A 20008-nucleotide genomic window follows, 5' to 3' on the forward strand; every position below is an offset into this window, starting at 1 on the left:
CGCCCGTCCGCACCGGCACCTGCTGCCGCCGCGGGCGGGCGTTCGCGCGTTCCCGGCCGCCCGCCCCTCCGCCGTCCGGCCCGTTCCCCGGCTGCGGCGGGGAGTCCGGGTGGCGGCGGTCCGTGCCCCGGCGGCTAGGGCCGGTGGTCGCCGTCGGGGCCCCGGGACACGGCGGGGCGGGCGGCCTCCCGCCGGAAGAGTTCCGCCGAGAGCAGTTCGGCCGCGGCCGCGACGAGCAGCGGCACGGCGGGCCGCAGGTGCAGCAGCAGGGCGCCGGCGATCGCCCCGGCGGTCATCGCCACTGCTGCGGCGAGCTGGCGTTCGCGGGAGTCGAGGGCGGCGTGCACCCTGAAGAGGCCGGTGAAGCCGCGGGTGAGCACCGTGGTGGGCAGGCCGGGCACGGCCAGCCGCAGGGTGGTGGCGTTGCGCCAGCCCATGGCGAGCGCCAGGACGGCGATCACGAGCAGGTCGCGGCCGGTGGGGGCGCCGTACTGCCGCGGCAGCCCGAGTGCGGTCAGCGCGGCGGCCAGCAGCAGGACGGCGACCCCGGCCACCGCGACGGGTGTCCAGCGCACGCCGTGCCGTTCGACGAGGCGGAGGTTGACGTGGTGCCCGCCGAGCGCGCCGAGCGCGAAGGCGACGACGGCGGTGCCCGACCCCACGACCGACAGGTCCTCGCCGGCGAGGCCGAAGCCGAGGAAGAGCACGTTCCCGGTCATCACGGCGGTGAAGACGTGGCCCAGCCCGAGGAGGCTCGCGGCCTCGACGATGCCGGTGACCACGGTCATGAGCAGCAGGGGGACCGTCTGCGGATCGGGCCGCCGGAAGGTGGGGGTCACCCTTGTTGGTAGCAGCCCGGGCGGGGCGGGTGCCCGCGACCGGGCCGTACGGCGGCCCGCCCCTCACCGGGACGGGTCAGCCGGTGCGTCCGTCGATGAGCTCGCCGTAGGCCTGCAGCAGGTCGGGCAGGCGGAGCGTGGCGAGGTCCTCGCGGCTGGGCGGCTCGCGGTGGGTGCTGAGGCGCAGGTCGCGGTAGGCGCAGGACTTCTCGTACAGGGTGCGGACGAAGCGGCCGTTGCCGAGGTCGTCTATCCAGCCCTCGGTGACGACGTGCCCGCAGATCGACGCGAGTTCGTCGCCGGCGTCGTCGTCCCAGCCGTCGCCGCCGGCGAGGGCCAGGCTGCGGCCGATCGCGGTGAGTTCGGCGGGCCGGTAGCTGGGGAAGTCGACGCGGGTGGTGAACCGCGAGTTGAGTCCGGGGTTGGCGGCCAGCAGCCGGTTCATGCCCTCGGGGTAGCCGGCGAGGATGACGACCAGCCGGTCGCGGTTGTCCTCGGCGCGTTTGAGCAGCACCTGCAGCGCCTCGTCGCCGTACGCGTCGCCCTTGCTGTAGCCGGAGTTGGAGAGGCTGTAGGCCTCGTCGATGAAGAGCACGCCGTCGAGGGCGGAGTCGATCAGCTCGTTCGCCTTGACGGCCGTCTGGCCGAGGAACTCGCCGACCAGGTCGGCCCGCTGGGCCTCCACCAGGTGGTCGCCGGAGAGCAGCCCGAGGGCGTGGAAGACCTGTCCGAGGATGCGGGCCACGGTGGTCTTGCCGGTGCCGGAGGGCCCGGAGAAGACGAAGTGCCGTTTCGGCGGCTGCAGCGGGAGGCCGCGCTCGGCCCGCAGCCGGGACATCCGCAGTTGCGCGGAGAGCGCCCTGACCTGCCGTTTGACCGGTTCGAGGCCGACCATGCGCTCCAGTTGGCCGAGAGCGGCGTCGAGTTCGTCCTGCAGGCCGGGGCCCGGCGGTGCGGGGGAGGGCGCGGTGCCGCCGGCCCCGGCGGCGGCGCGCGGGGGAGCGGCCGCGCCGGTCTCCCCGGCGGCGGAGCGCTCCGCGAGCGGTTCGGCGGGCGGCTGGGCGGCGGTGCCGGGCGTGCCCGCGGGTGCCGTCCGCCCGGTCGGCGCCGCGAAGTCGTAGGGCGCCGCCAGGTCGTACGGGCCGGGGAGCTCGCAGGAGCCGGGCAGGTCGTACGGCTCGGTGAGGTCGGCGAGGTCGTAGGGCTCGTCGGGGGCGGGCCCGGACGGCGGCTGGAGGGCGGGCGGACCGGGGTCCGCGCCGGGGGTGAGGTCGGGGGCGACGTCCGGCACCAGGTCGGCGAGGAGACCGGGGAGGGGGTCGCCGATCGGGCCCGGCAGGAGGTCGCCCGGCAGGAGGTCGCCCAGCAGGTCGGTCGTCGCCGGTCCGGTGAGGGCGGTGTCCTGCCGGGTGTCGCCGTCGAGGAGTTCGTCGAGCACGCCGTCCTCGGCGGTGATCGCGGCGAGCCGGGCGGCGGTGTCCATGAAGGCGGGGTCGGCCCGGTGCACGGAGCGGTAGAGCGGCAGGGCGGCGGCGGAGCGTCCGGCGCCCTCGTAGGCCCGGGCGAGCCAGTAGCGGAGCTCCTTGCGCTGGGGCTGCTCGGAGCGGCAGCGGGCGAGGGAGGCGGCGAGCGGGGCCTGGGCCTGGGCGCACATGTCGAGGCGCACCCGGGCCATGCCGCCGAACAGCCCGGCCTCGATGCCGAGCAGCGGGTCGTCGAGCAGCCGGTCGGTGTCGCGGATCAGCTGTTCCCAGTCCTTGACGAGGTAGGAGCGGCAGGCGTGCAGGAAGCGGACGGACGGGTCCTCGTCGGCGGGCGGGCAGGCGGCGAGGGCGCGGTCGAGCTCGGCGAGGTGGCGCCCGTCGAGCCAGTGCGAGGCGTGGGCGAGGGCGAGGTCGCGGGCGTCCTCCAGGACGGGCTGCACCCACCAGCCGAGCCAGTACCAGGAACTGAGGGGGCGTCGGTGACGCAGGCGCTGCTCGCCGAAGCGGTGGCGGTGCCGCTGCATGGCGAGCAGGGCGGCGGAGGTGTCGCAGCGCAGGGCGTGCAGGCCGAGCCAGGCGTCGGCCATGCCCGGGTCGAGCCGGACGGCGGCCCGGAACTCCTCCTCGGCGCCGCTGTAGGAGCCTGCCGCGTAGGCGTCCATCGCCCGCTGCCAGGCGCGGTCGGCCTGCCTGTGCGGTCCTGTGCTGCCGGAACCGTTGCCGCTGTCCACCGTCACCCCACGCCCCCCGCAGTGTGCATCGAGGCCCGGTCGGCCGACGGATCGCCGGACGGACCGTCCGTCAGTTCGCGCAGCCCCCGGGGCGCATATGCGCCTGCAAGGAATCGTACCGGGGAGGAGCTGATCCGGAAGGGTGCCGCGCCGGGTCAAATATCCGCGGGCGCCGGGGCGTTGGGCCGGGGCTCGGGCGGCGCGCGCGGCGGGGGAGGAGAGGCGGCATCTCCGGCTCACGGGGGAACAAGTCGGAGATGCCGCGTCTGTTGTTGCGTGATCAACAGATCTCGCGACGCCGAGAAACCTAAATCCTTGAGACACCCCAGGTCAAGAGCGTGGTGAGGGCTCACCGTGGGTGCTGCGGAGGATTCGTCCGGTGATCCCGTCGACGGCCAGATCCGCGTGCGGGCGGCTCGGATCGGCGGCGAAGTGCGCCCGCTCCGCACGGATCCAGCCCTGCCAGAAGGAGGCCAGTTCCGGGCCGTCGCGCAGGAGTCCGCGCTCGTTGGCCGACACGGCGTCGAGCTCCATCCACAGCAGGTGGGCGAGGACCGGGCGCACCGCCCGCCGCCCCGCGCCCACGCCCTCGACGAGCACCACGGGCGCGGCGGGCACCGTCCGCGGCGCGCCGAAGCGGTGGAGCGTCCAGTCGTAGACGCGGTAGGCGCCGTCCTCGCCGCGGGCGAACGGTGCCAGCACCTGGTCGTGCAGCCGGCCCGTCCAGCCGAACGGCTCCTCGTGGGTGGCCAGGTCGTCCAGGTGGACGACCGGCGCGCCCCCGAGTGCCGCCGCCAGCCGGTCGGCGAAGGTGGTCTTGCCGGAGCCGGCGTGCCCGTCCACGGCCACCAGCCGGACCGGCCCCACCGACGGCGGCAGCGCGGTGAGGAGCGCCGCCAGGTCGCCGAGTTCCGTCATGGCGACAGCCTACGGCCGTGCAGGTGGCGGTGACGGGAGGCCGCGTTTCGGGCATACTCGCATCGCCGGATGTGAACGGCCGTTCACCGAGACCCGGTGGCGACCTGCCCGACCGGCACTTTTCCCACGTGCCGCCCGCAGACCCGGGCCGGACCCGACCGAGGAGACGCCCGCCATGAGCCTTCCCGCCACCGAGCCGGTGGACCGCCAGCTGCCCAGCGACGAGGCGCGCGAGCTGCTGACCCTCACCCGCGACCTGGTGCAGCGCGAACTCCTGCCGCGCGCCGCCGCCGACGAGGCGGCCGACCGGTTCCCGCGCGAGGTCTTCACCACCCTCGGCAAGGCCGGGCTGCTCTCCCTCCCCTACGGCGAGCAGTACGGCGGCGGCGAGCAGCCGTACGAGGTCTACCTGCAGGTGCTGGAGGAACTCGCCGCCGGCTGGCTCGCCGTGGGCCTCGGCGTCAGCGTGCACACCCTCTCCTGCCACGCGCTCGCCTCCTTCGGCGCCGAGGAGCAGCGCGAGCGCTGGCTGCCCGCCATGCTCGGCGGCGACCAGCTCGGCGCGTACTGCCTCTCCGAGCCGCAGTCCGGCTCGGACGCCGCCGCCCTGCGCACCCGCGCCGACCTCGACGGCGACCGGTACGTCGTCAGCGGCACGAAGGCGTGGATCACCCACGGCGGGCACGCCGACTTCTACAGCGCCCTCGTGCGCACCGGCGAGGACGGCGCCCGCGGCATCAGCTGCCTGCTCGTCCCGGGGGACGCGGCGGGCCTGACCGCCGCGCCCGCCGAGCACAAGATGGGCATGCGCTCCTCGCCCACCGCCCAGCTGCACTTCGACGGGGTGCTGGTCGACGGCGACCGGCTGATCGGCCACGAGGGCCAGGGCTTCCAGATCGCGCTGTCCGCGCTCGACTCCGGCCGCCTCGGCATCGCCGCCTGCGCGATCGGCGTGGCCCGCGCCGCCCTCGACCTCGCGGTCGGGTACGCGGGCACCCGGCAGCAGTTCGGCCGCCCGATCGCCGACTTCCAGGGCCTGTCGTTCATGCTGGCCGACATGGCCACCCGGATCGAGGCCGGACGCGCCCTCTACCTGGCGGCGGCCCGCCGCCGCGACGCCGGGCTCGCCTTCTCGAAGGAGGCGGCGATGGCGAAGCTCTTCTGCACCGACACGGCGATGCAGGTCACCGTCGACGCCGTCCAGGTGCTCGGCGGCTACGGGTACACCCAGGACTTCCCCGCCGAGCGCTACATGCGGGAGGCGAAGGTGCTGCAGATCGTGGAGGGCACCAACCAGATCCAGCGGATGGTCATCGGACGCCACCTCACCGGGCGGTAGCGCCGGACCGGACCGTCCGGCGCTGCCCCTCCCCGGGCCGTCAGCGCCGGGCGGAGCGGGCGCGCTGCGCCGGGATCCGCGGGGCCTGCCCCTCGGCGGGGGCTCCGGCGTGCGAGAACGGCTGCCGGCGCCAGTCGAGCTCGGCGGGCAGGAAGAGCAGGGCCGCGAGGCCGGCCCCCGCGTCCTCGGCGGGCTCCTCGCACTCGGCGAGCTCGTCGGTCAGGGCGCCGGTGCCGGGGCACAGCGCCGCGGAGAAGGGGTGCCAGGCGGTGGGCAGCACCGCGTGCTGCGGCAGCCGCTCCTCGTCGCCGATCAGGGCGATCGGGCGGTCGCAGTCCGGGCAGTGCACCCGGACGATCTCCCACGTGTCGGCCTCGCCCGGGTCGGCCCCCAGGCTGTACTCGGGCTCGGTGCGTTCCTCGTCCTCGCTGCGCGGACGCCGGTCAGTAGCAGGCATGTGATCCCCCTCGGATCCGGCCCGGCCTTCGTCGGCCCGGCCAACAGCAGCACTTCCCTGCCCAGGGGGGTCATAACCCTGCGGACCGGCGCACAGTGATGCACGGACTGTGGCCTTCGCCACATTCCCCGGGCATGTGCCCGGCGGGCTGCGCCCGTGCGCCCTTGACGGCCCCGCCCGGAGCGCCCCCTGAGCCGGTGGCGCAGACGCCGCCCCGCGGATCGAGTAGGTTTGCGCGTTGTGGAGGATCTCGACCAGCGCATCGTCCAGCTGCTCCTTGAGGACGGCCGGATGAGCTACACGGACCTGGGCAAGGCCACCGGCCTGTCCACCTCGGCGGTGCACCAGCGCGTGCGCCGCCTCGAACAGCGCGGGGTGATCCGGGGCTACACCGCGATCGTCGACCCGGAGAGCGTCGACCTGGCGCTGACCGCGTTCATCTCGGTCAAGCCCTTCGACCCGAGCGCCCCCGACGACACCCCGGAGCGCCTGGTCGGCCTGCCCGAGATCGAGGCCTGCCACAGCGTCGCCGGCGACGAGAACTACATCCTCAAGGTGCGCGTCGGCGCCCCCGGCGACCTGGAGGACCTCCTCGCCCGGATCCGCACCGCCGCCGGAGTCTCCACCCGCACCACGGTCGTGCTGTCCACCCCCTACGAGGCGCGCCCCCCGAAGCTCTGACCTGCCCCTCCCGGGGTGCAGACTTGCCCCCATGACCGAACGCACCGACCGGACCGTGCTGCTCAGAGGCGGCAACGTCTACAGCCCCGCCGACCCCTTCGCCACCGCGATGCTGGTCGAGGGCGCCCACATCGCCTGGGTGGGCAGCGACGGCGCGGCGGAGGCGTACGCCGCCACCGCCGACGAGGTGGTCGACCTGAACGGCGCGCTGGTCACCCCGGCCTTCGTCGACGCCCACGCGCACGCCACCTCGGCCGGCCTCGCCCTGACCGGGCTCGACCTCACCGGCTGCCCCTCGCTGGCCGACGCGCTGGACCGCATCGCCGGGGCGGCCCGCACCGCCGACGGCGTGCTCATCGGCCACGGCTGGGACGAGACCGGCTGGCCCGAGGGCCGCCCGCCGACCCTCGCCGAGCTCGACACCGCCGCCGGCGGCGCCGCCGCCTACCTGTCCCGCACCGACGTGCACTCCGCGCTCGCCACGACCGCGCTGCGCACCCTCGCCGACGGGCTCGCCGCGCAGCCCGGCTTCGACCCCGACGGCCCGCTCTCCCAGGACGCCCACCACGCCGTACGCCGCGCCGCCCTCGCGCACCTGACGGCCGCCCAGCGCCGGGCCGCCCAGCAGGCGACCCTCGCCCGCGCCGCCGAGCTCGGCATCGGCGCGCTGCACGAGTGCGCGGGCCCCGCCATCTCCTCCGAGGAGGACCTCACCGAGCTGCTCGCCCTCGCCGCCGAGGGCACCGGCCCCGAGGTCTTCGGCTACTGGGGCGAACTCGGCGCGGTCGACACCGCGCTGCGGCTCGGCGCGGTCGGCGCCGGCGGCGACCTCTTCGCCGACGGGGCGCTCGGCTCGCACACCGCCTGCCTGCACGCCCCCTACGAGGACGCCGGGCACACCGGCGCCGCCTACCTGACGGCCGCGCAGATCGCCGACCACGTCGCCGCCTGCACCGAGGCCGGCCTCCAGGCCGGGTTCCACGCCATCGGCGACGCCGCGGTCGACGCCGTCGTCGAGGGCGTCCGCGCCGCCGCCGACCGGGTCGGCCTGCCGGCCGTCCGGGCGCTGCGCCACCGTGTCGAGCACGCCGAGGCCCTCGACGAGGAGTCGATCGCCGCCTTCGCGGAGCTCGGCCTCACCGCCTCCGTGCAGCCCGCGTTCGACGCCGCCTGGGGCGGCCCGGACGGCATGTACGTGCAGCGGCTCGGCGCGAAGCGGGCGGCCGCCCTGAACCCGTACGCCGCGCTGCTGCGCGCCGGCGTGCCGCTGGCCTTCGGCTCCGACGCCCCGGTCACCCCGCTCGACCCGTGGGGCACCGTGCGGGCGGCCGCCTTCCACCGCACCCCCGAGCACCGGATCTCGGTGCGGGCCGCGTTCACCGCCCACACCCGCGGAGGATGGCGCGCCCTCGGCCGCGACGCGGACGGCGTGCTCGTGCCCGGCGCGGTCGCCAGCTACGCCGTGTGGGCCGTCGAGGAGCTCGTCGTCCAGGCGCCGGACTCCCGGGTGGCCGGCTGGTCCACCGACCCGCGCTCGGGCACGCCCGGGCTGCCCGACCTCACCCCGGGGAACCCGCTGCCGGCCTGCCTGCGCACGGTCGTCCGCGGCCGCACCGTCCACCTGGCCTGACCGGGCGCGACCGCCCGTCGCGCCACCACCGGACCCCGGAACGGACGCACCTCCTCCGTTCCGGGGTCCGGTGCGTGCACGGCCGACGACCGGCGTAGTGTGCGTACGAAACCGTTTCGTTCAGCACCGTTCGCCGGGAGGTCGCCGCCATGACACCGGACACCGCACCCGCAGCCCGCCGCGGCAGGCTCACGGAGGACCGCGAGGCGCTCCTGCACGCCGCCGTCATCGACCTCCTCCGCGAAGCCGGCTACGACGCCCTCACCATGGACGCCATCGCGGCCCGCGCCCGCGCCAGCAAGGCCACCCTCTACCGGCAGTGGGGCGGCAAGGCCGAGCTCGTCGCCGCCGCCCTGCGCAGCAGCCGCCGCGGCGCGGCCGAGATCGACACCGGCACGCTCCGCGGCGACCTGCACGAACTCGTCCGCCGGCGGTGCGGCAGCTCCGTCCACGACGCCGGCCTGCTGCGCGCCCTCGGCCAGACCCTGCACAAGGACCCGGCGCTGATGCGGGCCTTCCGCACCCAGGTCGTCGAACCGGAGAACGCCGCGCTCGCCGCGATGATCCGGCGCGGCGCCGACCGCGGCGAGATCGACCCGGACCGCCCCGCCGCCCGCTTCGTGCCCCACATGGTGCTGGGCGCGCTGGTCGCCCGTCCACTGATGGAGGACGCCGAGGCCGACCCCGCGTACCTCACCACCTACGTCGACGCGGTGGTCCTCCCCGCCCTCGGCCTCTGAGCGCCCCGCGCCCCATGACCCCGCCCGACAGGACACCCATGCCCGCCGACCCGCCCGTCCCCGCGGCGCCCGCCGCGCCGGACGGATCCGCCGCCCGCCCGCCGCTGCTGCGCGAACTCCTCCTCGTGGGCGCGCTCTACACCGTCTACCGGCTCGGACGGACCGCCGCCGAGGGCCACGTGCCGCGGGCGTTCCGCAACGCCTCCGACGTGTGGCACCTCGAACGCCTCCTGCACCTGCCCTCGGAGGGCGACATCCAGCGGGTGCTCCTGCACAGCGACGTCCTGGTGCACGCCGCCAACGCGTTCTACGCGACCGTGCACTTCCCCGCCACCGTCGCCTTCCTGGTGTGGACGTACTGGCGCCGCCCGGCGCACTACGTGTGGATACGCCGCGTCCTGACCGCCCTCACCGGCGCCGGCCTCGCCCTCCACCTGCTGCTGCCGCTCGCGCCGCCCCGCATGCTGGAGGCCACCGGCCTCGTCGACACCGCCCGCGTCTACGGCCCCGCCGTCTACGGCGACCCGGCCACCGACAGCCTCTCCAACCAGTTCGCCGCGATGCCCTCCCTGCACGTCGGCTGGGCGCTCACCGTGGCCGTCGGCCTGATCGCCGCCACCCGGTCCCGCGGCCGGTGGCTCTGGCTGCTGCACCCCCTCGTGACCTTCCTCGTGGTCGTCGGCACCGCCAACCACTACTGGCTGGACGGCATCGTCGCGATCGCCCTCACCGGCGCGGCCCTGCTGCTGCTCCGCCCGCCGGCCCGCACCCCGGCGCCCCCGCAGGGCCGCCCGCCCGCCGTGCCGGGCCCGCGCAGCCCGCTGGGCGTGCAGGCGCCCGCCCACTGACCGGAGCCGCACCGGCAGAGGCCCCCCAGGCCCGCCGAGCAGGGCCGATCGCGGCCCGACCCCGTCGCCCGCCCGGCCGCCGATCCGGGGTACCGTCTTCGCACGGCACCCGAACACGGGCGGCCCGACGACGTGGGCGGCACAGCCAGAGAGATGGTGCGCAGGTGGCACTGCCGGTGGAACAGGAGCGGCCGGTGGCTGACGGGGCCCGGACGGAGGACCGCGCCAGGCCGGGACTCCCGGCCCGGATCAGGGCCGGTCTGCCGCGGACGGGACTCGCCCTGCTCGGCGGCCTCCTCATGGTCGCCGCCTTCCCCCCGTACGACCTGTGGCCGCTGTCGGTCGCCGGTGTCGCCGCCCTCTCCCTCCTCACCCGCGGACGCACCCTCCGGCAGGGCGCCTGGACGGGCTTCGCCTTCGGCCTGCCCTTCTTCCTGGGCCTGCTCGCCTGGCTGCGCGTGGTCGGCTGGGACGCCACCGTCGGGCTCTCCGTCGTCGAGGCGCTGTTCGTCGCCGCCCTCGGCGCCGGTCTCGCCGCGACCTCCCGGCTGCGGGCGTGGCCGCTGTGGGCGGCCTGCCTCTGGGTGACCCAGGAGTGGGCCCGCGACCGGCTGCCGCTCGGCGGCTTCCCGTGGGGGCGCCTCGCCTTCGCCAACACCGCCAGCCCCTTCACCCCGCTCGCCGCGCTCGGCGGGGCGCCGCTGGTGACGTTCGCCGTCGCGCTGTGCGGCACCCTGCTCGCGTGGGCGCTGCTGCGGCTGCGGCGGGGCCCCCGCCGCTCGCCGCGCGCCGCCGCCCTGGCCGGGCTGGCGGCGGTGGCCGCGCTGCTCGCCGGGCTGCTCGTGCCGGTGCCCACGAAGGGCGACGACACCGTGCAGGTCGCCCTCGTCCAGGGCAACGTGGCCCGGCCCGGGATGGACTTCCTCGGCCGCCCGATGCAGGTGCTCGACAACCACGCCCGCGTCACCGAGCAGCTCGCCGCCGACGTCGCGGCGGGCCGCGCCCCGAAGCCGGACGTCGTCATCTGGCCCGAGAACGCCTCCGACCTCGACCCCTTCACCGAGCCCGAGGCCTACGCCCGGATCGACCAGGCGGTCCGCGCCGTCGGCGTGCCCACCCTGGTCGGCGCGCTCGTCGACGGGCCGGACCCGCAGCACGTGCAGAACGAGGGCATCGTCTGGACCCCGGGGACGGGCCCCGGCGCCTCCTACACCAAGCAGCACCCGGTGCCCTTCGGCGAGTACGTGCCGTTCCGCGCCGAGCTCTCGAAGGTCGTCGAACGCCTCCAGCGGGTCGCCCGCGACTTCTACCCCGGCGACCACAACGGCGTGATGCAGCTCGGCCCGGCCCGCATCGGCGACGTGATCTGCTTCGAGGTGGCCTACGACGAGATCGTCCGCGACACGGTCAACGGCGGCGGGCGCGTCATCGTCGTCCAGACGAACAACGCCACCTACAACCGCACGGGCCAGACCGAGCAGCAGCTCGCGATGAGCCGGCTGCGGGCCGTCGAGCACGGCCGGGCCGTCCTGATCGCCGCGACCAGCGGCATCAGCGCCGTCGTCGCCCCCGACGGCTCGGTGGTCTCCCGCACGAAGGAGCTCACCCCCGCCGTGCTGAACGCCGCCGTGCCGCTGCGCGACGCCCGCACCGTCGCCGACCGGGCCGGTGCGGCCCCGGAGTGGGTGCTGGCCCTCGCGGGCCTCCTGGCCTGCGGTGCCGTCGCCGTGGGCGCCGTCCGCCGCCGCCGTCCCGGCGGAACACCGGCCGCCGCCGAACCGTTGGACCGTACGGTGCCGTAGTCGCGGCCGGAACGGCCGGCCGGCGGAGAGCACCCCTGGAGGCCCCCGCCGTGACCGAGCAAGCGACCCCGGCCCGACCCGCCCGCCGCAGCACGCTGCGCCGCGTGCTGCCCCTGCTGATCGCCGGCTGGCTGGTGCTGGAGATCTGGCTGCTGATCGTCGTCGCCGGGGCCGTCGGCTGGTTCGCCGTCCTGGTGCTGCTGCTGGCCGGCGTCCTCCTCGGCGGCTCGCTGGTCAAGCGCGCCGGGATGAAGGCCTTCTCGGCGGCGGTCGAGCAGAGCCGCGACCCGAAGCCGCAGCAGACCGGGACGGCCACCAGCCTGACCGTCCTCGCGGGCGTGCTGCTGATCCTCCCGGGCTTCCTCTCGGACGCCCTGGCCGTGACGCTGCTCCTCCCGCCGACCCGCGCGCTGTGGCGGGCCGGCGCCCGCCGGCTGACCGCGGGCGTGCTGCGGTCCACCGCGCCGGTGGGCGCGGACCCGTTCGCCGACGCCGCCCGCCTCCAGGAGCAGTTCCGCATCCACCGCCCGGACGGCAAGGTCATCCAGGGCGAGGTCGTGGAGCCCGGTGCGGGGCCGCGCCCCGACACCGGGTACCGGCCGCCGATCGGCGGCTGACAGGCCCGTAAGGCCCGCCGTACGGCGGGCCTTACGGGCACGGGCCTTACGGGCCTTGCGGGACGCGCCGGGAACGCCGAAGGGCCCGGGCGTGACGCCCGGGCCCTTTCGGTCACCGTCCCGGCCGCACCGGGGACGGTGTCACGCGCTCTTGCGGCTGTCCCGAGGGTGGACCGCCAGGTTCATCCCGCCGGATCGGAGCACGGCCAGTCGTTCGGCCAGCACCTCCTCCAGCTCCTCACGTGTCCGGCGCTCCATCAGCATGTCCCAATGGGTACGCGTCGGCTTGGTCTTCTTCTCCTCCGGCTCCTCGCCGTCGAGCAGCACGGCCTCCTGGCCGCAGAAGCGGCATTCCCACACCGAGGGGATCTCCGCCTCGACGGAGAAGGGAACCTCGAATCGGTGTCCGTTCTGACATGCGTACTCGACGGTCTGGCGGGGAGCCAGATCGATTCCACGGTCGGTCTCGTAGCTAGTGGCCCCGAGTCGCGTGCCGCGGAGAGCTCGCTCGCTCATGAATCGTGCCTCCCGGGCTTATGGCCCACAGGACTAGTGGTCGCTGTCTTCGTCGTCCGGTCAACGCTCGGCCGTCGACGATGATTCCCGTCCGAGGACATGCGTCGCCTGTCGTGCCGCCCATGTTTGTACCCATAGGCGCCCGATTTGTCACATCTGATCGGGGATGTCACCCTCCGTGCCACTCCTGGAGCGCACAGCGATCGGCCGAACGCCACATTCCGGGCACCCGTCCGGGTGTTCACCCCACCGGGCGCGGGCGGGCGCCGCCGGGCTCCTTGCTCAGCCGGTCGCCGAGTTCGGCGACCAGCTCCTCCGCGCGGTCGACGGGGGAGAGCGGCACGGCGGGCGCGGCCGCCTCCGTCCGGGTGTCGCGGTGCGGCAGCAGGGCGATCACGGCGTCGCGCAGCGGGGCCGGCGCGTCCTCGTCGAGCGGGTCGACCGTGGCGGGCACCTGCAGGCGGACGGGCGCGGCCGTGCCGATCCGGGCGTAGCCGCGTCCGGCCGGGGTGTGGGCGGCGGGCGTGATGTCCAGCGCGGCGCCGAGCGCGGCCCGGCCCAGGTCGGAGCTGGTGGGGCCGAGCACGACCTTCGCCCGGGCCGCGGCGCGCACGACGGGCCGGAGGCGGTCCAGCGCCTCGACGTCCTCGGCGACGACCACGGTCACCCGGGCGGCGCGGCCGTGGCGCAGCGGCACCTCCAGGAGGTCCTGCGGGTCGGTCCGGCCCTCGGCCTGGGCGAGCTCGCTCAGCTCGGTGGGGTGGTCGAGCAGCAGCCACAGCGGCCGGGTGGTGTCCTCGGGGGCGGCGATGCCGGACTGCCGGGCGGCCGTCAGCAGGGCCAGCCGCCGCTCGGTCTCCTTGGCCGCCCACTCCAGCGCGGCCACCGCGCCGTGCAGGCTGGTCTCGACGGTGTGCACGCCGGGCCGGTTCACCAGGCAGGCGTGCTCGCCGGTGCCGGCGCCGTCGATCACCACGAGGTCGCCCAGCTGCAGGGCCTGCAGGGCGATCGAGCGCAGCAGCGTGGAGGTGCCGGAGCCGCCGGAGCCGAGTGCGAGCAGGTGCGGCTCGGCCGAGCGCGGTCCGACCCGCCACACCACGGGCGGCTGCTGGGCGGTGCTGCCCGCCTGGGTGACCGGGATGGTGCGGCTGCTGCCGAGCGCGTCGGTGAAGCCGAGCACGATCTCGCCGGGCGCGGTGACGAAGAGCTGCGCGGCGATGTCGGTGGCCAGCGGGGCGAGGGCGGTGACCCGCAGGCGGTTCGACTCCTCGTCCCAGTCGAAGCGGTACTCGCGGGCGCGGCCGGCCTTGCCCTGCACGACCTGCTCGATCCGGGCGCGGGCGGCCGGCTCGGTGTCGGTGAAGTACGGCGGGTACGCGATCTCCAGGGCGGCCAGGCGGCCGTCGGCGTCGAACTCCCACCCGGCGAAGGCGGTCTTGTACTGCCCGTCGAAGCTGTAGAGCGGGCTCATGTCGTCCGGCCCGGCGAGGTAGGGCGTCAGGGCCGCGTAGAGCGCGGACAGCTTGACGTCGGCGACGTCCGGCTCGGGGTCGGCGGCGGCCTTGGTGCGGCGTCCCGCCCAGGCGGCGCTGGCCATCAGGGCGATCAGGGCGAACAGCAGGCCGTGCGGCAGCAGGAAGACCCCGAGGACGACGGCGGCGGTCAGGAAGAGCGTGGGGCCGCGCCGTTCCCGGGGGGTGGCGGCCCACTGCTTCCTGGCCCAGTCGGCGTGGTGCCGGAGCCCGCGCCCCAGGAGCGTGAGCGGGGCGAACATGTCGGCGGCGTGGTCGCCTGCGGTCCGGGCGAGGTCACGGCCGCGGCTGAGATGGCGGGTGAGGGACAAGGCGGGCTCCCCGAGCGTGGGACGGCGGGCGGTGGAGGGGGGGAAGGCCCGGGGGCGGTGGGATCCGCGCCCGGGCCGTGGAGGTGCGGGCGGATCAGAAGTTGATGCCTCCGATGAGTCCGGCGAGACTCGCGCCGCCCGCCGTGATGCTGGGGGCGATCGAGGAACCTGCGACGTAGAAGCCGAACAGTGCGCAGACCAGGGCGTGCGAGACCTTGAGTCCGTCCCGGCGGAAGAAGAGGAAGGCGATGGTGCCGAAGAGGACGATGCCGGAAATGGAGAGGATCACGTGGTCAGCTCCTCGTGGAGGGGTGCGGGGGACAGTGTGACGGAAAGCGTCATCATCGTGACAAAAAGTAAAAGATGATGGAGTGTGGCAAACGGGTGGATCTGCTCCGGACCGACACATCGGAGGTATGCGCACCGAGCCTCGGCCGTGCGCTCACAGGCGTCCCCCCACGGAGTGATCGCGTTCGGCGCACACGGGAAATTCGCTCGAACGGATGCGTGACCATCCGGCCCCGGCCTCGTCCGCTACCGTGCGTACGACACACCCGCGCAAGATCGGCACCCGCCGGTGACCCAGGGAGGCTGCTCATGGCCGACGACAGCAGGACGACGCCCGACGCCGGGGTCGTCGCCCTCGCGGGCAGGCTCTTCGACGCCGCGCGGGCCGGCGACGCCGGCCTGCTGGCCGCCTACCTCGACGCCGGGGCCCCCGCCGACCTCACCAACGACCGCGGCGACACCCTGCTCATGCTCGCCGCGTACCACGGCCACGCCCCGGCGGTGGAGGCCCTGCTGGCGCGCGGCGCCGAGGCGGACCGCGCCAACGACCGCGGCCAGACCCCGCTCGCCGGCGCGGTCTTCAAGGGCCACGACGACGTGTGCGCGGCCCTGCTGGCCGGCGGGGCCGACCCGGCCGCGGGCACCCCCTCGGCGCTCGACACCGCCCGGATGTTCGGCAAGGACGAGCTGGTGGCCCGGTTCGAGGAGCGCTGACCTGCACCCCGTACGCTTGGTGACCATGTCGAACATGTCGGGCATCGAGATACGGACCACCGGCTACGGGCACCCCGACGCCGCGAAGCTCGCTGCCGAGGTGCAGCAGGAGTACGTCCGCCGCTACGGGGACATCGACCACACGTCGATGCACGAGGACCACTTCGACCCGCCGTACGGCCTCTTCGTGGTGGGCTACCTCGACGACGGCCCGGTCGCGTGCGGCGGCTGGCGGGCCAAGGAGGGCGACGCGGACGGCCTGCGCGACGGCGACGCCGAACTGAAGCGGATGTACGTCGTCGAGCACGCCCGCGGGCGCGGCCTCGCCCGGGCGGTCCTGCGGCACCTGGAGTCGGCCGCCGTCGGGGCCGGCCGCACCCGGCTCGTCCTGGAGACCGGCACCGAGCAGCCCGAGGCGATCGCTCTCTACACGTCGGAGGGCTACCGGCCGATCACGAAGTTCGGCTACTACAAGGACTCCCCGCAGAGCGTCTGCCTGGGAAAGACGCTCGACGCCTGACGCCGCGGCGGTCCAGCACGGGCGGGTGACCGAGCCCCTCCCCGTGACGCCCGACATCCATCCCGCCGTCCGCGCCCTCGCCGGGCGGCTCGCCGCCGTCGACGGGCGCACCACGGGCCGGCCGGTCGGCGTCACCGAGCCCGGGGCCCGGTGCGCCCGAGCGCTTCGCCGGCCGGGCGCACGGACTCTTCCGCGCGGAGCCCGGCACCGCCCTGACGGACGCGGCCCGGCCGGCCGACGAAGCACTCGGGCCCGCGGTCACTTGAACCAGTAGCGGACGCCGCCGTGGTGCGAACAGGTGCCGGAGAAGCTCGTCGAGTACGAGACCGTGCCGTCCTTGCACTCGGCCATCTCGGAGGGGGACACCGGGGTGAGGCCCGCGTCCCAGCCGCAGGAGCCCACCGTGTGGTGCGCGCAGGAGCCCGCGGCCTTCGTCGTGACCGGGGCCGCGGGCCGGGTGGTGCGGGCCGGGGCCGTCGTCCTGGCCGGCGCCGTGGTGCGGGCGGGCGCGGCGGTGCGGGTCGCGGGAGGAGCGGTGGTGGGCGGCGGCGGGGCCGTGGACGGGGAGGCCGGGGCCGGCGAGGGCGACGCCTCCGCGGAGGACTCCGCCGGAGCCGGCGCGGAGGGGGTGGGCGTGGGGCTCGCCGCTGCCGCCGTCGTGGCGGTGCGGGCCGGGGCGGCGCCGGTGGTCGGGGCGGCGTTCGGGTCGCAGGCCGCGGTGAGGAGGGCGAGGGTCAGCAGGGCAGCAGCGGGCAGCAGTCGCCGGCCGGATCTGGGGGTGGTCACGGCCGGTCAACCTAGGGCACGCAAAGAGTGATACGGACGGGTAATCGGATATCCGTACCGAACTGCGATCCGGGTGCCGACCGCGGTCTCCCGTCGCGTCCCGTCGTCTCCCGGTGCCGCCGAACGGCGGAGATCCGCCCCCGGCCGGAGCGCCGTACGGACCGGGCCGCGGCCGGACCGGGCATGGTCGGCGGGTGCATCCCCTCCTCGGCCACCCCCTTTTCGGCCGCCTCCTCCGCGGCCTGGCCTGCGGGCTGGCCGCGTACGGCTGCAGCGCCGGGTTCGTCCCGCCGGCAGCCCCGGCCCCCGCGCCGCCGGACGGCCCCGGGCCCGGCCACCCCGAGCGGTTCCGCCCGGACGTACCGCTGACGGCCGTCGAGGCGGCGCTGGACCGCCGGCTGTCGGGCAGGTTGGCGAGGTCCGGGAGGTCCGGGAAGTCCGGGAGCAGAACGTGACATGACGGGACCACCGCCGAAACGGGGCCGGTCCGGAGGCAACCCGATCGGGTAGCGGATCGGCGGACCGCGCCACGCAGGACCGGCCGTCGGGAGATGATCCGTACGTGACAGACGACTGGTGGGCCGGACGGCGCAACGACCTCCTCGCCACCATCTCCGCCGAGCTCCGGTTATGGGGCGAGGACGACCTCGACGACCCTGGTACGAGTGAACTCGCCCGCCTCACCGCGGTCATCGGCGTCGAGGCCGCCGCCGACCACCGCTGCCCCGCCCTCGCCGAGGCGGGCCTGCTGATCACCGCGGCGTCCGCCGAACTCGGCTGCGCGGACCGCTTCCTGGGCACGTTCCTGCCGCAGGTCGTCCGCCACCTGCGGGCCGCGCACACGCTGCTCCGGCAGGCGCGCGACCGGCTGGCGGACCAGCCCGGCCCGCTGCCCGCGGCCCGGCGGGCGGAGCGCTGCCCGGCGCCGGACTGACCGCCGCGGTCCGGCTCCCGGAGCGACGCCAAGGGGCGCCACGGGACGCCACCGGTCAGTCCGTGGGCCGCAGTTGGGGGCGGCCGGCGTCCTGGTCGGCGTCACCGAGGGAGAGGTGCGAGACGATGCGGTAGCGGTCGCCGCGGTAGAGCGAGTGCACGTACTCGACCGGGCGGCCGGTGCGGTCGGTGGTGAGGCGTTCGACGTGGAGGGCGGGGGAGAGGACGGGCACGGTGAGCAGCCGGGCCTCCTTCTCGCTGACGACGGTCGGCTCCATGGACTGCTCGGCCTCGTGCACCCGCACGTCGTAGGCGTCGCGGAGGAGTTCGTAGAAGTCGCCGCTCTCCATGTCGGTGGACTGCAGCCCGCTGACGAGTGCGGCCGGGATGTGCAGGTACTCGATGGCCATCGGTTCGCCGTCGACGAGGCGCAGCCGGGCGATGTAGACGATCTCGACGGCGGGGGAGATGCGCAGCTTGCGGCCGACCCGGGCGCCGGCCTGCACCACGGAGAACTCCAGGACGCGGCTGGCCCAGATGCCCGCGGCGCGGGGGAGGACGAAGGTGTGGTCGTCGGTGGCCGCGGCGAGCTGCTGGGTGATCTTCGCGGGGGCGACGAACATGCCGCGGCCGTGCTCGCGGACGATCAGGCCGGTGGAGACGAGCTCGTCGACGGCGGAGCGCAACGTGGGCCGGGAGACGGCGAGTTGCTCGCAGAGGGTGCGTTCGGAGGGGATCGGGTCTCCGGGCGACCGGGCCTCGACCAGATCGCGCAGGTAGTCGCGGACCCGGGTGCGCTTGTACGCGGGACCGGCGGTCTCCCCAGCCATGTCCACCTCTTCCTGTACTGGTGCCGGCGGGGCTTGGCCAGCTGTTGACCAGTCTGCACCAATCTCCCCGTACGAAGCAAAGTATTCGCGTTACCAGGTGGTTTCGAGCCTTGACGGCCCGACTGGTCTATGCCACCTTCTCTTACCAGTAGCAGGCCAGTCCGCAAGTGGTAAGTTTTCGCTCCCTTCCCCGAGGTGACCCCCTCCGTGAGACCTCCCATGTCCTTCCGCGCATTCGCCGCCGTCGCCGCCCTCTCGCTCGCCGGGCTCACCGCGTGCAGCTCCTCCGACGGAACCACCACCGGCGGCGACGCCGCCGCCCCCGCCGAACTCACCGTCTGGATCATGCGCGACAGCGTCTCCGACGGCTTCCTCAAGCGCTTCGAGGCCGACTTCGAGGCCACCCACGCCGGCACCACCCTGAACATCCAGATCCAGGAGTGGGACGGCATCGGCCAGAAGATCACCAGCGCCCTGGCCAGCAAGGACGCCCCCGACGTCATCGAGGTCGGCAACACCCAGGTCGCCCAGTACGCGGCCAGCGGCGGCGTCAAGGACCTCAGCGACAAGGTCGCCGACCTCCAGGGCGCCGACTGGATCCCCGGCCTCGCCGAGCCCGGCAAGATCGACGGCAAGCAGTACGGCATCCCGTGGTACGCCGCCAACCGCGTCGTCATCTACCACAAGGACCTCTTCGCCCAGGCCGGCATCACCGCCCCGCCGAAGACCCGCGACGAGTGGCTCGCCGACACCGCCAAGCTCAACACCGGCGGCAACGACGGCATCTACCTCACCGGCCAGACCTGGTACGCCCTCGCGGGCTTCGTCTGGGACGAGGGCGGCGACCTCGCCACCAAGGGCGCCGACGGGAAGTGGGCCGGTGCCCTCGACACCCCGCAGGCGCAGGCCGGCATCGACTTCTACAAGAAGCTCCAGGCGCTCGGCAAGGGCCCCAAGGACTCCGACGAGGCCAAGCCGCTGCAGGCCGAGGTCTTCGCCAAGGGCCACAGCGCGCAGGTCATCTCCACCCCCGGCGGCGCCAACGCCATCATCAAGGCCAACCCGGCGCTCAAGGACAAGCTCGGCTTCTTCCCCATCCCCGGCAAGACCGCCGACAAGCCCGGCGCGGTCTTCACCGGCGGCTCCGACCTCGTCATCCCCGAGGCCTCGCAGCACCAGGCCGCGGCCTACGAGGTGGTCAAGGCGCTGGCCGGCGAGAAGTGGCAGAGCGACATGGCCAAGGAGATGAGCTACGTGCCCAACCGCACGTCGCTCGCCGGGGTGCTCGCCGGCAACGACGGTGCGGTCGCCATGGCCGCGGGCGCCGTCAACGGCCACGCCACCCCCAACTCGCCCAACTGGGCGGCGGTCGAGGCCAACAACCCGATCAAGCAGTACATGACCCAGGTGCTCACCGGCGCCGACCCGGCCACCGCCGGCAAGGCCGCCTCCGACGCCATCACCAAGGCCCTCAACAGCACGTCCTGACGGG

Annotated in this window: 21 protein-coding genes; 12 read left to right on the plus strand and 9 right to left on the minus strand. The window is 75.0% G+C overall.

Annotated features, from left to right (window positions below):
* Positions 1–134: 134 nt before the first annotated feature.
* The 3 genes from SNE206_RS01905 to SNE206_RS01915 form a co-directional block, all read right to left on the minus strand.
* Complete coding sequence (locus tag SNE206_RS01905; protein WP_407911535.1) at positions 135–839, minus strand: YoaK family protein; 705 nt, start codon at positions 837–839, stop codon at positions 135–137.
* A gap of 76 nt (positions 840–915) precedes the next feature.
* Positions 916–2985 carry an AAA family ATPase gene (locus SNE206_RS01910; RefSeq protein ID WP_407911615.1) on the minus strand — a complete coding sequence of 690 codons (2070 nt, stop codon included), beginning with the start codon at positions 2983–2985 and terminating at the stop codon, positions 916–918.
* Positions 2986–3384: 399 nt separating this feature from the next.
* On the minus strand, positions 3385–3972 hold the full coding sequence (locus SNE206_RS01915) for a uridine kinase (protein WP_407911536.1): 588 nt from the start codon (positions 3970–3972) through the stop codon (positions 3385–3387).
* A 175-nt stretch (positions 3973–4147) separates the two neighbouring features.
* On the opposite strand from SNE206_RS01915, the gene SNE206_RS01920 reads away from it, so the two are divergent.
* A complete protein-coding gene (locus tag SNE206_RS01920) occupies positions 4148–5311 on the plus strand; it encodes an acyl-CoA dehydrogenase family protein (RefSeq protein WP_407911537.1) in 1164 nt (387 codons plus the stop codon).
* Between the two features lie 40 nt (positions 5312–5351).
* On the opposite strand, the gene SNE206_RS01925 is transcribed toward SNE206_RS01920, so the two are convergent.
* The gene (locus SNE206_RS01925) at positions 5352–5768 is read right to left on the minus strand and encodes a hypothetical protein (RefSeq protein ID WP_407911538.1); all 417 of its coding nucleotides are present in this window, start codon (positions 5766–5768) and stop codon (positions 5352–5354) included.
* Between the two features lie 240 nt (positions 5769–6008).
* Here SNE206_RS01925 and SNE206_RS01930 point away from each other — a divergent pair, with 240 nt between their 5' ends.
* From SNE206_RS01930 to fxsA, 6 genes are all read left to right on the plus strand, one after another.
* Complete coding sequence (locus tag SNE206_RS01930; RefSeq protein ID WP_405010299.1) at positions 6009–6449, plus strand: Lrp/AsnC family transcriptional regulator; 441 nt, start codon at positions 6009–6011, stop codon at positions 6447–6449.
* 31 nt (positions 6450–6480) lie between these two features.
* Positions 6481–8079, plus strand: a complete 1599-nt coding sequence (locus SNE206_RS01935; protein WP_407911539.1) for an amidohydrolase — start codon at positions 6481–6483, stop codon at positions 8077–8079.
* 149 nt (positions 8080–8228) lie between these two features.
* The gene (locus SNE206_RS01940; RefSeq protein ID WP_407911540.1) at positions 8229–8819 is read left to right on the plus strand and encodes a TetR/AcrR family transcriptional regulator; all 591 of its coding nucleotides are present in this window, start codon (positions 8229–8231) and stop codon (positions 8817–8819) included.
* 38 nt (positions 8820–8857) lie between these two features.
* Complete coding sequence (locus tag SNE206_RS01945) at positions 8858–9667, plus strand: phosphatase PAP2 family protein (protein WP_407911541.1); 810 nt, start codon at positions 8858–8860, stop codon at positions 9665–9667.
* Between the two features lie 194 nt (positions 9668–9861).
* Positions 9862–11469, plus strand: coding sequence for an apolipoprotein N-acyltransferase (lnt, locus tag SNE206_RS01950; RefSeq protein ID WP_407911542.1), 1608 nt, complete (start codon positions 9862–9864; stop codon positions 11467–11469).
* 50 nt (positions 11470–11519) lie between these two features.
* Complete coding sequence (fxsA, locus tag SNE206_RS01955; RefSeq protein WP_407911543.1) at positions 11520–12086, plus strand: FxsA family membrane protein; 567 nt, start codon at positions 11520–11522, stop codon at positions 12084–12086.
* Between the two features lie 141 nt (positions 12087–12227).
* Here fxsA and SNE206_RS01960 read toward each other — a convergent pair whose 3' ends face one another.
* From SNE206_RS01960 to SNE206_RS01970, 3 genes are all read right to left on the minus strand, one after another.
* On the minus strand, positions 12228–12602 hold the full coding sequence (locus tag SNE206_RS01960) for an RNA polymerase-binding protein RbpA (protein WP_030276069.1): 375 nt from the start codon (positions 12600–12602) through the stop codon (positions 12228–12230).
* Between the two features lie 241 nt (positions 12603–12843).
* Complete coding sequence (locus tag SNE206_RS01965) at positions 12844–14445, minus strand: FtsK/SpoIIIE domain-containing protein (protein WP_407911544.1); 1602 nt, start codon at positions 14443–14445, stop codon at positions 12844–12846.
* A 94-nt stretch (positions 14446–14539) separates the two neighbouring features.
* Positions 14540–14734, minus strand: coding sequence for a hypothetical protein (locus SNE206_RS01970; protein WP_405010292.1), 195 nt, complete (start codon positions 14732–14734; stop codon positions 14540–14542).
* Positions 14735–15042: 308 nt separating this feature from the next.
* Here SNE206_RS01970 and SNE206_RS01975 point away from each other — a divergent pair, with 308 nt between their 5' ends.
* Together SNE206_RS01975 and SNE206_RS01980 are read left to right on the plus strand one after the other, a co-directional pair.
* On the plus strand, positions 15043–15447 hold the full coding sequence (locus tag SNE206_RS01975) for an ankyrin repeat domain-containing protein (protein ID WP_407911545.1): 405 nt from the start codon (positions 15043–15045) through the stop codon (positions 15445–15447).
* A 34-nt stretch (positions 15448–15481) separates the two neighbouring features.
* Positions 15482–15967: a GNAT family N-acetyltransferase gene (locus SNE206_RS01980; RefSeq protein ID WP_407911616.1), complete on the plus strand. Its 486-nt coding sequence runs from the start codon at positions 15482–15484 to the stop codon at positions 15965–15967.
* 258 nt (positions 15968–16225) lie between these two features.
* Here SNE206_RS01980 and SNE206_RS01985 read toward each other — a convergent pair whose 3' ends face one another.
* Positions 16226–16753, minus strand: a complete 528-nt coding sequence (locus tag SNE206_RS01985) for a DUF3761 domain-containing protein (RefSeq protein ID WP_407911546.1) — start codon at positions 16751–16753, stop codon at positions 16226–16228.
* Between the two features lie 194 nt (positions 16754–16947).
* Between SNE206_RS01985 and SNE206_RS01990 the strand changes: the two genes are divergently transcribed.
* Complete coding sequence (locus SNE206_RS01990; protein ID WP_407911547.1) at positions 16948–17208, plus strand: DUF6059 family protein; 261 nt, start codon at positions 16948–16950, stop codon at positions 17206–17208.
* A 107-nt stretch (positions 17209–17315) separates the two neighbouring features.
* Complete coding sequence (locus SNE206_RS01995) at positions 17316–17687, plus strand: hypothetical protein (RefSeq protein WP_407911548.1); 372 nt, start codon at positions 17316–17318, stop codon at positions 17685–17687.
* 55 nt (positions 17688–17742) lie between these two features.
* Here SNE206_RS01995 and SNE206_RS02000 read toward each other — a convergent pair whose 3' ends face one another.
* Positions 17743–18516, minus strand: coding sequence for a GntR family transcriptional regulator (locus tag SNE206_RS02000; protein ID WP_407911549.1), 774 nt, complete (start codon positions 18514–18516; stop codon positions 17743–17745).
* Between the two features lie 219 nt (positions 18517–18735).
* Between SNE206_RS02000 and SNE206_RS02005 the strand changes: the two genes are divergently transcribed.
* The gene (locus tag SNE206_RS02005) at positions 18736–20004 is read left to right on the plus strand and encodes an extracellular solute-binding protein (RefSeq protein ID WP_407911550.1); all 1269 of its coding nucleotides are present in this window, start codon (positions 18736–18738) and stop codon (positions 20002–20004) included.
* Positions 20005–20008: the final 4 nt, after the last annotated feature.

This window comes from Kitasatospora sp. NE20-6 (genome assembly GCF_045862635.1).

Coding starts and splice junctions, on each gene's coding strand:
- SNE206_RS01910 (WP_407911615.1), bottom strand. CDS start 2,985: ATGGACGCCTACGCGGCAGGCTCCTACAGCGGCGCCGAGGAGGAGTTC.
- SNE206_RS01915 (WP_407911536.1), bottom strand. CDS start 3,972: ATGACGGAACTCGGCGACCTGGCGGCGCTCCTCACCGCGCTGCCGCCG.
- SNE206_RS01920 (WP_407911537.1), top strand. CDS start 4,148: ATGAGCCTTCCCGCCACCGAGCCGGTGGACCGCCAGCTGCCCAGCGAC.
- SNE206_RS01925 (WP_407911538.1), bottom strand. CDS start 5,768: ATGCCTGCTACTGACCGGCGTCCGCGCAGCGAGGACGAGGAACGCACC.
- SNE206_RS01935 (WP_407911539.1), top strand. CDS start 6,481: ATGACCGAACGCACCGACCGGACCGTGCTGCTCAGAGGCGGCAACGTC.
- SNE206_RS01940 (WP_407911540.1), top strand. CDS start 8,229: ATGACACCGGACACCGCACCCGCAGCCCGCCGCGGCAGGCTCACGGAG.
- SNE206_RS01945 (WP_407911541.1), top strand. CDS start 8,858: ATGCCCGCCGACCCGCCCGTCCCCGCGGCGCCCGCCGCGCCGGACGGA.
- SNE206_RS01960 (WP_030276069.1), bottom strand. CDS start 12,602: ATGAGCGAGCGAGCTCTCCGCGGCACGCGACTCGGGGCCACTAGCTAC.
- SNE206_RS01975 (WP_407911545.1), top strand. CDS start 15,043: ATGGCCGACGACAGCAGGACGACGCCCGACGCCGGGGTCGTCGCCCTC.
- SNE206_RS01980 (WP_407911616.1), top strand. CDS start 15,482: ATGTCGGGCATCGAGATACGGACCACCGGCTACGGGCACCCCGACGCC.
- SNE206_RS02000 (WP_407911549.1), bottom strand. CDS start 18,516: ATGGCTGGGGAGACCGCCGGTCCCGCGTACAAGCGCACCCGGGTCCGC.
- SNE206_RS02005 (WP_407911550.1), top strand. CDS start 18,736: ATGTCCTTCCGCGCATTCGCCGCCGTCGCCGCCCTCTCGCTCGCCGGG.